This window comes from Psychrobacter sp. Sarcosine-02u-2, assembly GCF_002836335.1.
Lineage (GTDB): Bacteria > Pseudomonadota > Gammaproteobacteria > Pseudomonadales > Moraxellaceae > Psychrobacter > Psychrobacter faecalis.
Map to the genome: position 1 here is coordinate 20,801 of NZ_PJBX01000131.1, position 13,918 is coordinate 34,718.

At 38.7% G+C, this 13,918-nt stretch carries 12 protein-coding genes and 1 tRNA gene; 4 read left to right on the top strand and 9 right to left on the bottom strand.

Going from position 1 to position 13,918, the window contains the following annotated elements:
* Position 1: 1 nt before the first annotated feature.
* From CXF58_RS04660 to CXF58_RS04675, 4 genes are read right to left on the bottom strand one after another with little or no spacing between them, the layout of a single operon-like run.
* A complete protein-coding gene (locus CXF58_RS04660) occupies positions 2-1,192 on the bottom strand; it encodes a restriction endonuclease subunit S (protein ID WP_025650702.1) in 1,191 nt (396 codons plus the stop codon).
* Positions 1,185-2,663, bottom strand: a complete 1,479-nt coding sequence (locus tag CXF58_RS04665) for a type I restriction-modification system subunit M (protein WP_101212834.1) — start codon at positions 2,661-2,663, stop codon at positions 1,185-1,187. Before CXF58_RS04665 ends, CXF58_RS04660 begins: the two co-directional genes overlap by 8 nt.
* A complete protein-coding gene (locus CXF58_RS04670; RefSeq protein WP_037024872.1) occupies positions 2,660-4,531 on the bottom strand; it encodes a GmrSD restriction endonuclease domain-containing protein in 1,872 nt (623 codons plus the stop codon). The genes CXF58_RS04665 and CXF58_RS04670 overlap by 4 nt, the downstream gene beginning before the upstream one ends.
* On the bottom strand, positions 4,531-6,009 hold the full coding sequence (locus CXF58_RS04675; RefSeq protein WP_025650699.1) for a type I restriction-modification system subunit M: 1,479 nt from the start codon (positions 6,007-6,009) through the stop codon (positions 4,531-4,533). Before CXF58_RS04675 ends, CXF58_RS04670 begins: the two co-directional genes overlap by 1 nt.
* A 468-nt stretch (positions 6,010-6,477) precedes the next feature.
* Here CXF58_RS04675 and CXF58_RS04680 point away from each other — a divergent pair, with 468 nt between their 5' ends.
* From CXF58_RS04680 to CXF58_RS04690, 4 genes are all read left to right on the top strand, one after another.
* Positions 6,478-7,209 (top strand): protein phosphatase 2C domain-containing protein, encoded by a 732-nt coding sequence (locus CXF58_RS04680; protein ID WP_025650698.1) that lies wholly within the window; start codon positions 6,478-6,480, stop codon positions 7,207-7,209.
* Positions 7,158-7,346, top strand: coding sequence for a hypothetical protein (locus tag CXF58_RS14010; protein ID WP_227502337.1), 189 nt, complete (start codon positions 7,158-7,160; stop codon positions 7,344-7,346). Before CXF58_RS04680 ends, CXF58_RS14010 begins: the two co-directional genes overlap by 52 nt.
* Before the next feature lie 67 nt (positions 7,347-7,413).
* Entirely contained in the window at positions 7,414-8,502 is a 1,089-nt protein-coding gene (locus CXF58_RS04685; RefSeq protein WP_025650697.1) for a helix-turn-helix transcriptional regulator, read from the top strand.
* A 297-nt stretch (positions 8,503-8,799) separates the two neighbouring features.
* The gene (locus CXF58_RS04690) at positions 8,800-9,273 is read left to right on the top strand and encodes a hypothetical protein (RefSeq protein ID WP_025650696.1); all 474 of its coding nucleotides are present in this window, start codon (positions 8,800-8,802) and stop codon (positions 9,271-9,273) included.
* 305 nt (positions 9,274-9,578) lie between these two features.
* Here the strand turns inward: CXF58_RS04690 and CXF58_RS04695 are convergent, their stop codons facing one another.
* The 5 genes from CXF58_RS04695 to CXF58_RS04715 all read right to left on the bottom strand — a co-directional run bounded on the left by CXF58_RS04695 (position 9,579) and on the right by CXF58_RS04715 (position 13,828).
* Positions 9,579-11,006, bottom strand: coding sequence for a DUF3631 domain-containing protein (locus CXF58_RS04695; protein ID WP_025650695.1), 1,428 nt, complete (start codon positions 11,004-11,006; stop codon positions 9,579-9,581).
* A gap of 2 nt (positions 11,007-11,008) precedes the next feature.
* On the bottom strand, positions 11,009-11,347 hold the full coding sequence (locus CXF58_RS14125) for a helix-turn-helix transcriptional regulator (RefSeq protein WP_320157874.1): 339 nt from the start codon (positions 11,345-11,347) through the stop codon (positions 11,009-11,011).
* 36 nt (positions 11,348-11,383) lie between these two features.
* Positions 11,384-12,379: a hypothetical protein gene (locus CXF58_RS04705; RefSeq protein WP_143007416.1), complete on the bottom strand. Its 996-nt coding sequence runs from the start codon at positions 12,377-12,379 to the stop codon at positions 11,384-11,386.
* A gap of 44 nt (positions 12,380-12,423) precedes the next feature.
* A complete protein-coding gene (locus CXF58_RS04710; RefSeq protein WP_025650692.1) occupies positions 12,424-13,602 on the bottom strand; it encodes a tyrosine-type recombinase/integrase in 1,179 nt (392 codons plus the stop codon).
* Between the two features lie 149 nt (positions 13,603-13,751).
* Positions 13,752-13,828: transfer RNA gene (locus CXF58_RS04715), tRNA-Ile, on the bottom strand.
* Between the last annotated feature and the right edge of the window lie 90 nt (positions 13,829-13,918).

Consider the following 13,918-nt stretch of genomic DNA (forward strand, 5'->3'; position numbering starts at 1 on the left):
GTTACTTAGAAAAAATATGTTTTAACATCTCGATTAACACTTCTCTTCCAGATTTCAAAGAAACAATTATTGAATTTATTGTTTCATCAAAAGATAGCATTTCTCTTACAATTTCTTCTTGTATATAAATCGGTAGTACTGGAATTTCCAAGTTACCTATTCTAGTAGTGTTTAGATTAGGTTGATCGGCCCCTGCGGCGATGCGGTTTCTAAGGTGATCTGTAATCGAATCTAAAAAATAATAAAGGTATTCCTTTTGTAGACCTTCAAGTTCAAGAAATGCAGCTACGCCGTCATTAGCGCCTGCTTCGAAAGTTAATATCCTGGGTACTCCCAGTGAGTAGCCACTATTTGAAAGCAATACTGTATTAGGTGGTATTATTCGAGTTTGCTGAGCTCCCTTTTCAGTAAGGCATGATTTAACCTGGTCTTTAAGTAAAAACGGTGACGTATTCTTTGTGAGACTCCCAACAGTAACCCAAGGCAAAAAACTTCCATTAAAGAGCTCCGGACTTCCTGCAGGTCGGGGTGATGAGCCTCTTACAATTGAAGCGAAGTTTTTCAGTTTTTCAGAATGCCACTTATTTCTCACGCACTCGTCAGAGGATATTTTAGCTTGAAAATATGCTTTTCTTGCTACTAAAGCTTTACTAAGCAAGCTTTCAAGCATTTCTAAATTTGTGTTTTTTGACCATAAAAGATCACTAATTCGTTTTTGCTCTTCAATAGGTGGAAGTTTAACCTCAAAAGCTGCTAAATCCCGCCACTTGACACGTTTTGACATAGTGCCTTCTGCATTAGAGTTAGCATAGGTCCAAAGAGCAGGAGAATTTACTATAAATGCCAAAAATCCAGGTTCTATTAATTCATGGTTTTCACGTAAAACAAAAGCATCACCGGAACACACTCCATCAAAGTTTACTAAGGACGCTCGTTTTAAATAAGCATTTCTTCTCGCGAAAAGGATATCGCCTGCTTTAAAAGATTTTGCTGCTGAAGTTAAGTTTTCAGTTGATTCAAAGTTTTTAACATTCAAGTCACCCGAAATAAAGTTCTGGAGACCTACGAATTTTTTTAAATCAGATTCTGAAGGGTGATCAACCCTCTCTGAAATTTCCTCAGCAATTTCGCCAAGGCGAAAAGTATTCCATTTCATATTGTCGATTTTTAGGTTTATAACTTTATTAAGCATTTTCATTGCCTTTATCGAGAGCTTCAAACAGCTTACTAACGGATACTTTCAAATCACTAGCTTTATTTTCCCAATCAGACAAAGCCTGACCAAATCGTAATCCTACTGACTCTTTATCTTCCACGAAAAGCTGGACACTTAATCGGGTGTTTTTATCAGCTAAAATATCCTCGTTTTTAATAACCTTTGAAAAGCCAGAGAGAGTTTCATAGTTTAAATAAGCACTATGTATTTTCTTAATATGATGCTCATCTAAATAACTTATTGTTTTCTCCTTTCTCACCTCATCAACTGCTTGAATAAAAAGTACATTCCCTTTTCTATCTTGCGTCTTATTATTATTGGTTATTAATAAGCATGAAGTCATAGATGAGTTATAAAAAAGATTAGGACCTAAACTAATTACACATTCAACTACATCATCAGAAATCATTTCCTTACGTATTTTAGCTTCGAAATCTCGGAACAATACTCCATGTGGCCACAGAGTCACAGACCGACCGTTCTTTAAGTCCAAACTTTTTTGAATATGCTGCTGAAAAGCATAGTCTGCACAGCCTTGCGGCGGTGTGCCCCATAGATTCCTACCATAAGGATCATTCTCAAAAGATTTTCTGTCCCATGACTTAATCGAATAGGGCGGGTTCGCCAATATTACATTGAACTTTTTTAGCTCACCGTTCTCTATTAAGCCTGGGTTGGCCAAGGTATCGCCACGTACAATCTCAAACTCTTCTATGCCATGCATAAACATATTCATGCGGGCAATGGCTGAGGTGAGTAGGTTAATTTCTTGGCCATATAATTTGAGGGTACGATATTCTTTGCCTTCATCTTTTAAATGCAGAGCACAGTTAAGCAATAAACCACCGGAACCACAAGTTGGATCATAAACAGATTCGTCTGGCTGTGGGTCCATTATCATGGTCATCAGCTTTACTACCGTACGGTTGGTATAAAACTCAGCCGCCGTATGGCCACTATCATCAGCAAACTCTTTAATCAGATACTCATAAGCGTTACCTAGCTTATCGTCAGGTACATTGGCTAAATTAAGCGTGTGCTGCGAGTAATGCTCAATAAGGTTAGTAAGCATAGCGTCGGATAGGCGATCTTTATTAGTCCAGCTAGCATCACCAAAAATACCTTGTAAGGTGTCAGGATTGGCTTGTTCAATGGCACGCATAGCGCCTTGCAGTGCTTGACCGATATTAACCGTAGTTTCACGAACGTCTTGCCAGCGCGCACTTTCTGGAATTTGGAAATGGTGGTTTTCTGCAAAGGCGGCGTACTCCATATCGCCATCTGATTCAGCCAATGCTTTTTCAAACTCTTCATCGTAAACGTCAGAGATACGCTTAAAGAATAGTAAAGGAAAGATATACTGCTTGTAGTCGCCAGCATCAATGGTGCCGCGTAAGGTAGTGGCTGCGCCCCAGAGGTACTTTTCTAGTTCTTGTTGGGTCATCATACTGATGCTTCCTCTATCAAACTTGCTTGTTCTTCAACATCCCTAATAATTTCAGAGGCATTGATATCTCGACCTTCAGCTAAAATGTGTATTGCATTCGCTACATAAGCGGCTCTTTTAGCAATAAATTGAGCAAAGTCATTTTTGACCTTATCCGCTTTTTCTTCACCAGATAAACCAGTGTAGTCCCCACACTTTAATTCATCCAACGGTATTAGATGTGATTGCAGGCGTGCATTGACGATATCCTCGCTGGTCCAGTTATAACGTTCTTTCAGGTAACTGAGTGGATCTTTACTGCTGATATTTAAATTAGTTTTATCGGTAATTAGTGCACAGTTCAGTGCAAAGTAACTTTCCGTTCCCACTTCTTTTAATAAGGCATCAGGGAACACATGATGATAATGTCTGCGGCCATCAACAAGTTGTTGTCTAGTTAGTGACGAACCATCAGCAAAATCGTAAGCACCTAGTTTGCTAAACACAGCCATGATACCTCGACCGCGAATATTCTCGCGTTTTGGCCAGCCAATCCGCTTTAACTCATCATCAATTGCTAGTGGATATAAATCACGATTTAAAACTTGAACATCATTTTCAGTATAGAGGGAGCCATCTGCTTTAGTTACTGCTGTAATGATATTTCTAAGCATTATGAAGTCGTTAAATGCATGAGAGGCGGCAGCGTTTTCATAACGGTCTGTAAAGAAACTAGACCAAAGATACTTTTTAAGTAATATTTCAAAGTTTCCTCTAGAGTCTAAATTTTCAGGTATATCAACATATAATGCAGCAATCACAGCTAATACTGCATTGGTGGGTAACCTAGCACGGTCATAAATAGCCTGGCTTTCCATAAACGTTGCCATTTTAGACAGGCCTAGAGACATCCTATCCCAGTTATCGACCATATCTTCTTTGTTCATATCCCACATGCCACGCTGATTCGGTAGCTTCCCTTGTATTAATGCGGAGGTAGCGAGTATTAAAAATGGCAATTCAAAATAATGCTTAATTGTTGGGTATTTTTGGTCTAACTCATTTTGATAATCATCTAAAGAGACGCCTTTAACGCCTTCTATTTCTGCGCGAATAATATCGTACTGTGATAAAGGTTTGCTGTTGGTATTCATGTTAATAAATACTTGTAAAGCGGTTTCTTTGCTTGTTTGTGAAGGCAGTGCAAGATACGGAAGATTAAAGTGCGTAATGACTTCTCTAAAGTCCCTTATTTTGTTTTTTAGCTTCTCTTGTTTTCCCATCCATTGCTTTAATAGGGCTTTGTAATCTTCTTCATCAATACTTGGTTCTGAACTTGATAATGCAGAATCAATCCACTCTTCAATTTCATCAGAAATATCACCAGGTCTAAACAAGTTCATGGGTATTAGGCCACGTTTTAAGCACTCACTAGGCTCATCCACCCACAACGGCATTCTGTTACCATTTTTATTTATCCAACGACCTTTATACCAAACTTCCGACTCATCTGTTTTTTCGTTTTCGGGCACGCTTTCATCGTAAGCGTTTAGGTATAAAAAGTAATTAATATCCTCATAGTTATTGTGCAAAGCTCGCCACAGCGATGTTAAACGCTGCTGGCCATCTAGAAGGTGCTCAGTAACACGCCCTTGGGTTTCCGGAGCAGTAACTAAATATCTTGATACAAACTGCTCTTTATCGACATCAAGCAATAATGTTACGCCTAGCGGTAGATTTTTGGTAACCGTATCTAGCAGGCTGCAAACTCTGTTTTTATCCCAAGCTTGGTGTCTTTGAAAACGAGGTAGTTTTATTTCACCACTTTGAATTTTTTGAAACCAGACAGAGACCTGTCTGTCTTTTGCTGAGCTAGATGGCATCTTCATTATAAAAATTCCTTTAATATCGCTTTAAACTTTTCTTCCGCTTCAAGGCTGGCTTGCCATGCTTCTTTTAAATCAGCCATAGCTTCTTCAACAGTGGGCAGGTTGTCTTCTATGATTTTCTCTACGTAGAGTGGGATATTTAGATTGAAATCGTTTTCTTTTAAGTCTTCAAAACTGGCTACCTTAGCGTAGTTCTCGACATCTTGGTAATCGCTATACCATTGATATATTTGCTGAACGTGTTCTGGTTCTAGGTGGTTTTGTGCACGGCCCACACGTATTTGTTCAGAGGCATCAATAAATAGAACGTTTCCTTTTTTATCGGCATCTTTGTTTTGTTTGAAGACCATGACACATGCGGCTAACTGTGTGCCGTAGAATACATTAGGACCTAAACCTATGACGGCTTCTAAAATACCCTGCTCTAGTAATGCTTGACGGATTTTACCTTCAGCACCTTTACGAAATAGGGCACCATGAGGCAATACCACGGTCATACGACCTGTACTGTTCATGGATTTAACCATATGCTGTACCCAAGCCATGTCGCCATTACCTTTAGGTGGCACGCCAGCAATATTGCGTCCATAGGGATCATTAGCCCAATTATCCGCGCCCCAATCTTTGAGTGAGAACGGCGGATTAGCTATGACACAATCAAAGGTTTTTAAACCATCGGCTTGGAAAAAGGCAGGCTCGCGTAAGGTATCACCACGCAGGATTTCAAAATCTTCTATGCCGTGTAAAAACATATTCATACGTGCAATAGCACTGGATGTCAGATTTCTTTCTTGGCCATAGAGTTTAAGCGTACGAAAGTCTTCGCCGTTATGTTTCAGGTTATCGACACACTCTAATAGCATACCTCCGGTCCCACATGCAGGGTCATAGACAGATTCACCTTCGTGCGGATCAAGAATAAGTCCTAGCAAATGCACTACTGATCGCGGCGTGTAAAACTCACCTGCTTTTTTATTGGTTAGGTCAGCAAAGTGCTTGATTAGATATTCGTAGGCGTTACCTAACATATCTGGATTGGCATTTTCATGGCCTAAACGATACTGTGAGAAATGCTCAATCAGATCAATCAATAGCTTATCTGGCAGCTTATTCTTATTACTCCACTGAGCATCACCAAAGATACCGTATAAAAAGCCTTGGTTAGCTTGCTCAATGCCGCGTAGCGCCTGTTCAATGGCTTGGCCTACATTAGTGGTCGTTTCGCGCACATCATTCCAGTGACAGCCTTGTGGTATTTCAAATCGGTGCATTTCTGGCATAGATGCGTATTCGATATCACCGTCAGACTCTTCTAGTGCCTGTTTGTATTCTTCGTCATAAACGTCGGAGATACGCTTGAAAAATAAGAGGGGGAAAATATACACCTTGAAATCTGAAGCATCGACGGGACCTTTTAGGATCCAAGCAGCTTTTGAAAGGTATTGCTCTAACTGGGACAGTGATAAGACTTCACTCATTAATAGATTCTCTCAATAAAGCAGGTATGGATAAAATGTAGTGGTCTGGTGGTTATATCGTACCCAGAGTTTTATCAAACCCCAATAGCACACATACCACCTGAGTATTTCGTAAAACCTTAAAAGCGCTGCTAAGTCAAATCAGAAATGACTTAGCAGCGCTTTTTTGTGCTCGGTTATGCTAAACACACCGTTCTTTGTTCTACTAAAGCTAATAATAGCACACCCCAAAAAATGATGATATTAACACCTAAGCAGTAGAGTTCGCCTAATCTGTATGTACTGATAGAAGTCAGTATATTTTATATAAAATACATTCATAGTCCTTACAAAATAACCCGCTTAACAATTAATCACCATTATATTGAGACAAACAATTGAATTTAGAATAGTACATAACCTAGAAAATAAATCACTAGGCAGTCTACTATACTTGTCTTAATGATAATAAATAGTAAGCGAATGAATATGACAGCGGCTTTAATTGATGAATACGCTCCTTACACTAGAGCGATAGCTCACGCCTGCGCTATCACCTTTAAAGGCAATGCTAGAAACAACCTCCAACAAGACGCATTTTTCTTTTTAGACCATTGGTATCAAGAGGATTTAGGGGTGATGGCAGTGACATCAGTACAAGCGCCATTTTGTCTTGCTGTATCAGACGGCGTTGCCAGCTCTAACCAGTCACAGCACTGCTCAAAGGCAGTGGTCAAAGCAATTAAAGCGCTATGGGATGACAAACAAGCAAACGTCCAAAACATGACCTCAGATCGTATGTATCAACAACTGAGTCAAACAAAGCATGCAAAAAAACGCTATGGCGCTGCAGCAACCCTCGCCATGATTGTCGGCACATTAAAGGATGACAATTCAATCAATATAAACATCAGGCATGTTGGTGATAGCCGCGTATATAAGCTAGGTAAATATGAGAATGAATGGCAGTGCTTAACTCGTGATCATAATCTATTGAATGAGCTGGTAGATGAGCAAGCGAAAGATGAAGATCGCCAAGTAGAGTTTACGGAGTACAATCGCACAGGTATGGCTGGAAGCTTGTATAGTATTACTGAGTGCTTTGCATTGGCAGTGAATAGCGATGACCCAAGCAGCGAGCCACCTAACAGTACAAAACAGACCTTCACGTGCAATCGGGCGATAGTCTCGTTGTCTGTACTGACGGTATTCATGACTTAGTGCCAAGTAATGAATGGGCGCTTATCGATAATCAAACGGATTTACAAGAGTGGCTACAGACGCTTAGACAGCAAGTTTATGACTCTGATGGCAATGCTTATGATAACGGTACAGCCATTGTGGTACGGTTTGAATAATTGTCTTATGACAGTTCATTTCTAAGATGAAAATTTGATAGATTCAATAACCTATAGAGTAGCTCATATGTCTACATACCCAATAGCAACCTACAACAAATCAACCCGTCTGTTTGCGCTCTATCAGCGTTTGCCACGTAGTAAAGACAAGGCAATATCGCTCACAGAGCTAATGAACGTTTATGGTGATAACCCTGATCATTACACAAACGAGCGCAAAAACTTAGAGAACGACCTAACAAGTCTCAATCAAATATTTACCGATATTTTCCATAGCGATGCTTTAATCAGGTTGCCAGCTTGGAGTCAGAATATCAGCGGCAAGACCGCACGGTTTTATATTGAGCCAAGTTTTAGTATCGATATCATCAATGAGCAAACGGTATTCTTTTGGCAAATGCTTGCTAACTATACCGCCAACTACTTACCAGCACCCTTTAAGCAAAGTATTAGCGATAAGTTGAACCAGTTAGATCGCCAAGACAAGTACAGCTTCAATCAAAGTAGTCTGGGGCAGTGGAAAGACCATCTCATTATTCTGCCTAGTATCGTACAAGCACCAAAGCTTGATAGTGACGTGCTGGCTAGCATTCATCACGCGTTGTTGCAAAACAAGCAGCTTCAAATTAGCTATCAAAATAAATGGCGTAACAATCCTGCCGTCAGAGTAATCTATCCTAAAGGGCTCGTTTTTATTGACAATATGATGTACCTCACTGGGTTTGATCCAACGGACGATCATATCGATGATAATGTCTTATTAAAGGCGCACCGTAATTTTGCGGTTAATCGTATTGAAGCAGCTGAAGTAACAGAGCAGTCGGTACCGGACTGGGTAGAGCGCAATGCTTTAACTCTTGAGAATCTACGTAAGCTAGGAAAGTTGGAATTGAATAATTGTTTAGAAATCGGACTGGTTCTAAAGGTGCAAAAATATGCCTGCCAGCATTTATATGAGCGGCCGTTATCATCTACTCAAACGATTACGGTTATCAATGACACTTGGAATGAAGTGCACGCAACGGTTGCGAATACTCAGCGTCTGCAAGATTGGCTAGTAAGTATGTCGCAGTTGGCAGTAGTGGTTGAACCGCTAGAGCTAAAAAAAGCTATTCTTAAGCGTTTAGAAAGCGGGATGGAATTATATACAAAATAGTTGATCAAGCATTTTGCCAAAAGTACTAAAAAACAGATATATTTTTCTAATGTAATCAAGGAGTCAGAATGACCACAGCTAACTTATTCAAATTTGTTACCTCTGAGCTATCACAAGACGCTCTGATATGATAGCTTCTGTCATGGGCAGACCAAGACTAACAAACAGTAATTGATACACACAAAGCACGAAATAAGATAGTAACCAGTGTATTGGCGTTGTTCTTCACTAGAGAGAGTAAATCATCACCAAGTAGCATTGATAAAATAGTGGTAAAACGTCAATTAAGTGATATTAATGTTCTTTGCATTTATTATTGCCTGTTTTATCATCAGTGATGACTGGGATGAGCAGGCGCTACTTGAGCTGAAAGAGAAAGCAGAGGTTGATGTTTTATTAGGTTTACAAACAGATGACCACGACCATGAAAGCTTAGATATTATAGAGGCGGTTATTAAGTTTCAGCTAGATGAAGTAAGTGATGTCGTTGAACTGCTTAATGTAAATTCTTCAAGCACTATTATCGGTATAGATGTAACAGATGTTAAAAGACTATTTAAGTGTGTGAATGCATTCAAGTTAATTCAAGTAGGCGAGATAGATGACTCTGAAACAAATATGATGATGTCAAAGACAGGTAAGCCAATTTATCAACTGATTGAAGATCGAAATACTAACGGTTTGATTGTTGGAATGGTAAAGAGTCAAAGTCTGTCATTGGGGGATGTAGCTTATATATCAGATGCTATTGAGACTCTACTAAATAATTAGAATGCATTTATATACCACTGTTCAAGTATTGCTGATGAGCCTGATTCTTTCCGTTTAAGAGTAATTTATGCTCAGAGTTAGGTAAAGGTTTAGATATAAGCGTTATGAGCTATGCTGAAAAACACCATAAAGGTAAATAAACTTGTTAAACTAATAATTCGATAAGGATTTTAGCAGTTAATCTGTATCTAGAAGTGTTCTGATTTTCCGGATGGATTATCAGTGCTAAACAATTGGATTAAATAAAATAAAAGAACCGAAACCTGTATCAAACAGATTTCAGTCTCTCGTATATGCTCTAAAATCTATAGTAAATGTGATAGATAACGTGAAAAGGCATCCTCAAAGTCTCTAACATCGTAACCTTTACCTCGCGCTTCGTTACCGCGTAGGTCACGCGTCCTCATATCTTTAGATGAAATTTTGAATCCACTCAATCGTTTAGCTATTTGCCGTAGGGTGATAGGTTTACCATGATTTAAAGTCGACCAGATCATCTCTGGGTCTCTACATAATCCTGCCAGCAAATTCTTACTCAAAAGTCTGTCTGTCCCATGTAGATTAAAAACGGTTTGAATATCAGCTAATAGCTGCTCATTTAAACTTGGTTCTTCACTTTCTAAACCCGATATTTCAATACAAGCTTTATAAGCCTGCTCTAGCCAGTCATCACCAAGTACTAGTGCAATTTTTAGAAGTATTTCCCAGTTATCTTGTGCACGATCATTGATATGAGGAGGTAACACTGGCTTTGCTGCTTTTACCGCTAACATATTATCATCAGACCATCTTGCAAGCTGAGACTGGATAGTTTTAGTGACGTCTATAGGTAATTCACGAAGCCGTTTTTTTGACTCATTTTTCATTTTACGACGCAGAGTTAGAGATATTGATCGATCTATTAATGTGCCAGGGATTTTGCCAATACCTGAGATTGCTTTAGCACCATATGCATTAAACGCTACTGGCTTATTATCATCTCCAACACAGCGTAAAACCTTAGAATGCTCAAGACTGTGCCCTGCATTTAGTATGCCCCGCATTTCTTTATCATCATTAATGAAAGTATCAACTTCATCAATAAATAACGTTGGTGTATAAGCTTCAATGCAACGATACAAAGCTGATTTTGTGATATTAGATGTTGACAGCGACTTTTTGCTCAAAAGGCTCATTAATGTTAATAGCGTACTTTTACCGCAGCGTTTTTCTGGAGCATTGATCCAAGCTATCGGCAACACATCACTTGCTGGTACGAGCCATGTCATTAATATCCATAACGTAGCAGAAACTTTAACTGCATCAGTGCAAGCGATGTGATCCTCTAGTATCTGATATATTAGACTAACTATTAAAGCAATATCTAATACTGGTTCTGAGCTTGGCTTAGTATCAACGACTAAACTTTGAGTGTTTTCATCTAGCTCATTTTTTACATTCTTGACCAATTTATCAAATGCGTTTAATGTTACATTTAAAAACTTAGCAGTATCAATTCGTGCTAGCTGATAATCTAGCTCTGGTAATTTAGCTATATTGTTAATAATAGCTTTTGCTTCCTCTGAGCTAATTTTCGGCACATTTTGTGATAAAATATCTAATGATGGCTGGTCAATGTCATCTTTAGTACTCTTCGAAGGCTGAGCATCTGGCAGGATGCTCAGCTTTTTTATTGGGTCAACTGATTGCTCATCAATTGCCTCAGGAGGTGTAACCTTGTTGTTTTTACTCATGACTATGCCTCCTTATCATTAGAAAACGTAGAATGGCTCTCAATCCATTCTAGAACCTCAGAGTTTCGCCAGGCCACTACGGTTGGAGACAGTCTTATGCTGGCAGGAAACCTACCATCACGACTCCACTGGTGTAAAGTCGTTCTCGAAAATGGTAAAAAAGGAAGGATAGTTTTTGCTCGTGACATGCCCTGGATCGGTAGCGTACTAATTGACTCATTTTTTAGTGACGCGTTACAGTCATTATCGTTATATTGATCGGTCATTTTATTTCTCCATGTGTACTGCAGCGACATGCTGCGGTACGTATGGAATATAGTAAAATAAGATAAGAATGTCATCGCAATTTGCGATCACTAAATCGCAAGTTGCTAATGTTAGCGTTTATAACGCTCATTTGCATCAGCAAAAATGTCTTCAATATTTCTTTGACCAAGTTTCGGAATATTTTCATCTACAATATGTTGAATTAAACCAGATTGAGTTGGCTTACCTGTGCTTTTAGGGCTTTCACTTTTAAAATGATATGCAGAGATATCAGGATTTAGTAACAAATCTTTAAGAACTAATATTAATGAGTAGGCACTATCTTTGACATCATTTTTTGTCTGTTGAGACTGAGATTTATCAAGTTTTTTTCTAAGTATTTCTATTTCTTTGTTTTTTTGACTAATTATTCTGTTTGTATCAGATAAACTATTTCTCAATTTTGGAAGTTCATGACTACTTTCAATAACTGTTATAATGTACTGTAAGTCATTTTTTAAGAATATAAGTTCATAATCATCTTTATTAATAGGCGATAAGGTATAACCTAAAATATTTTTGATTTCATCATTATTGAGATCTTTATCACCAAAATCAGCCTCAATTTTTTCAGGTATAAACATTTTGGGTCCTAGACTGACCTCTAAATTGCCTCCTAGATATGTGACACTTAAAGGTAGCAATCTGAAGACCCCTTCAACTAGTATAGATACTCCGAGATTCTTTGTAGCTCGCTTAGCATTTAAACTGAATAAAAGTTTTTCAATAAAGCGCTTTGTGTTTCTCAGACTTGTACTTGAATCATAGTCATGAGGGTGGATTGTTTCTCCAATTTCCAGGTTGCACATTTGAGTGCTGATAGTGTGATATAAGCTATCTGTGATTTCTTTTATACTTTTTTCTGGAACATCTTCTGCCTCTGTTACAATATCGACTGGACCGCTATAGCTTATATATGGTGTTAGACGATCAGTGTGGATCAAACGTACAATACTTTCGTCTTTACTATATGAGCGGTCTTCTGTTTTGAGAAGTAATTCCCTTACTTCGTCTAAAGTATAAAATAACTCTTTATTATAATTCATATTTTTACCTGTATTTGTCATTTTAAAGACCTGAGGTTTTGTTGGGCATACAAACATTACACCCCTTATTTTAAAGAGCTTACATAATCCGCCCATTCATCCATCATCTTTTGACGGTAATCTAAATGCTGAGCGCCGTTATAGGCTTTACTAATTTTATTTTCTTGCTCATGGGCAAGTTGTAACTCAATGGCTTCATGCATAAAGCCTTGTTCATGAAGTATAGTGCTCGCCAGTCCTCGGAATCCATGTCCCGTCATTTTATATTTATAGCCCATTTGATATAAAGCGTTAATAAAAGCATTTTGGCTGTAAGGTTTGCGAGTTGAAGGGTTGTAGAATACATACTGCTCTGAAAAATTCAGCTCTTTAATTTGTTTTAATATATCTATGACCTGTGGTGCAAGAGGCACAATGTGAGGTCTATCCATCTTCATTTTGTCTGCAGGTATACGCCAAATTTTATCGTTCCAAGCTATCTCTGACCATTCCATGAACCTAAGCTCATTGGTACGTACGAATGTGTAGCATAGAAACCATAAGCCTAATTTGACTGTGATATGCCCAGTGTAGTCATTGATATCTTGTAAGAGTTTTGGCAACTCTTTCGAAGTAATGCGACTATGATTTTTAGTTTTATGCGGTTTAATGGCCGCTGATAAATCTGCTGCTGGGTTTGAGGTAGCCACACCTATACGAATAGCATGCTTAAATATCTGTCCTACTTCTGCCATTATGCGGCGAGCCATTTCATTAGCGCCGCGTGCCTCGATACTTTTACCAATCGTCAAAATATCAGGCGATGTAATGTCGTCGATTAGTTTATGACCGATAACTGGTTTAACGTCACGTGTGTAAGCTGAATAGTTGCGACTAAATGTACTTGGCGCTAAAAAGGTTTTACGGTCTGCATACCAAGTCTGTGCAATACTATCAAAAAGCCTCGAGCCATCTTGCTCAGCGCGCTTTTCTTTTTTCTTGTCTTTTGGGTTAATACCTTCACTAATAAGCTGCTTTATTTCTAGGTTACGCTGTCGTGCTTGTTGTAATGTGATTATTGGGTATTTACCTAAAGTGAGTGACTGCTGTTTACCTTGCCAGCGATAAGCGCTGACCCAAACCTTATTACCTGTATGTCTTACCCACAGCTGTAGACCATCACCGTCACTGTGCTTATCAGGCCGGCTGGGGGTGCATTTTTCGCTTGGAGCTAATTTATTGATAATAGTATGAGTTAATGGCATGTTGGTATATCTCCGTGTTGGTATAATCTATACCAACAAATATACCAATATTCTATATAGTTCGCCATATACCTATATATTCCGAAACTTCTAAAATCCCCATAAAAAAAGGCTTGCCGCATCGCTGCGAACAAGCCTGATTTAAAATATGGTGGGCCCAGTAGGACTTGAACCTACGACCAAAGGATTATGAGTCCTCTGCTCTAACCAACTGAGCTATGGGCCCTTTAGACGCACAATGATACCTGATTTTTATATATTTTCAAGTAAAAGATAGAAAGTATTACCGATTTTTTTAGTAAAACATTAGGGCGTG

What these genes read in the sequence shown, in the direction of transcription:
- CXF58_RS04660 (WP_025650702.1), bottom strand. Translation starts at nt 1,192, where the DNA reads ATGCTTAATAAAGTTATAAACCTAAAAATCGACAATATGAAATGGAAT.
- CXF58_RS04665 (WP_101212834.1), bottom strand. Translation starts at nt 2,663, where the DNA reads ATGATGACCCAACAAGAACTAGAAAAGTACCTCTGGGGCGCAGCCACT.
- CXF58_RS04670 (WP_037024872.1), bottom strand. Translation starts at nt 4,531, where the DNA reads ATGAAGATGCCATCTAGCTCAGCAAAAGACAGACAGGTCTCTGTCTGG.
- CXF58_RS04675 (WP_025650699.1), bottom strand. Translation starts at nt 6,009, where the DNA reads ATGAGTGAAGTCTTATCACTGTCCCAGTTAGAGCAATACCTTTCAAAA.
- CXF58_RS04680 (WP_025650698.1), top strand. Translation starts at nt 6,478, where the DNA reads ATGACAGCGGCTTTAATTGATGAATACGCTCCTTACACTAGAGCGATA.
- CXF58_RS04685 (WP_025650697.1), top strand. Translation starts at nt 7,414, where the DNA reads ATGTCTACATACCCAATAGCAACCTACAACAAATCAACCCGTCTGTTT.
- CXF58_RS04690 (WP_025650696.1), top strand. Translation starts at nt 8,800, where the DNA reads ATGTTCTTTGCATTTATTATTGCCTGTTTTATCATCAGTGATGACTGG.
- CXF58_RS04695 (WP_025650695.1), bottom strand. Translation starts at nt 11,006, where the DNA reads ATGAGTAAAAACAACAAGGTTACACCTCCTGAGGCAATTGATGAGCAA.
- CXF58_RS14125 (WP_320157874.1), bottom strand. Translation starts at nt 11,347, where the DNA reads ATGACATTCTTATCTTATTTTACTATATTCCATACGTACCGCAGCATG.
- CXF58_RS04705 (WP_143007416.1), bottom strand. Translation starts at nt 12,379, where the DNA reads ATGACAAATACAGGTAAAAATATGAATTATAATAAAGAGTTATTTTAT.
- CXF58_RS04710 (WP_025650692.1), bottom strand. Translation starts at nt 13,602, where the DNA reads ATGCCATTAACTCATACTATTATCAATAAATTAGCTCCAAGCGAAAAA.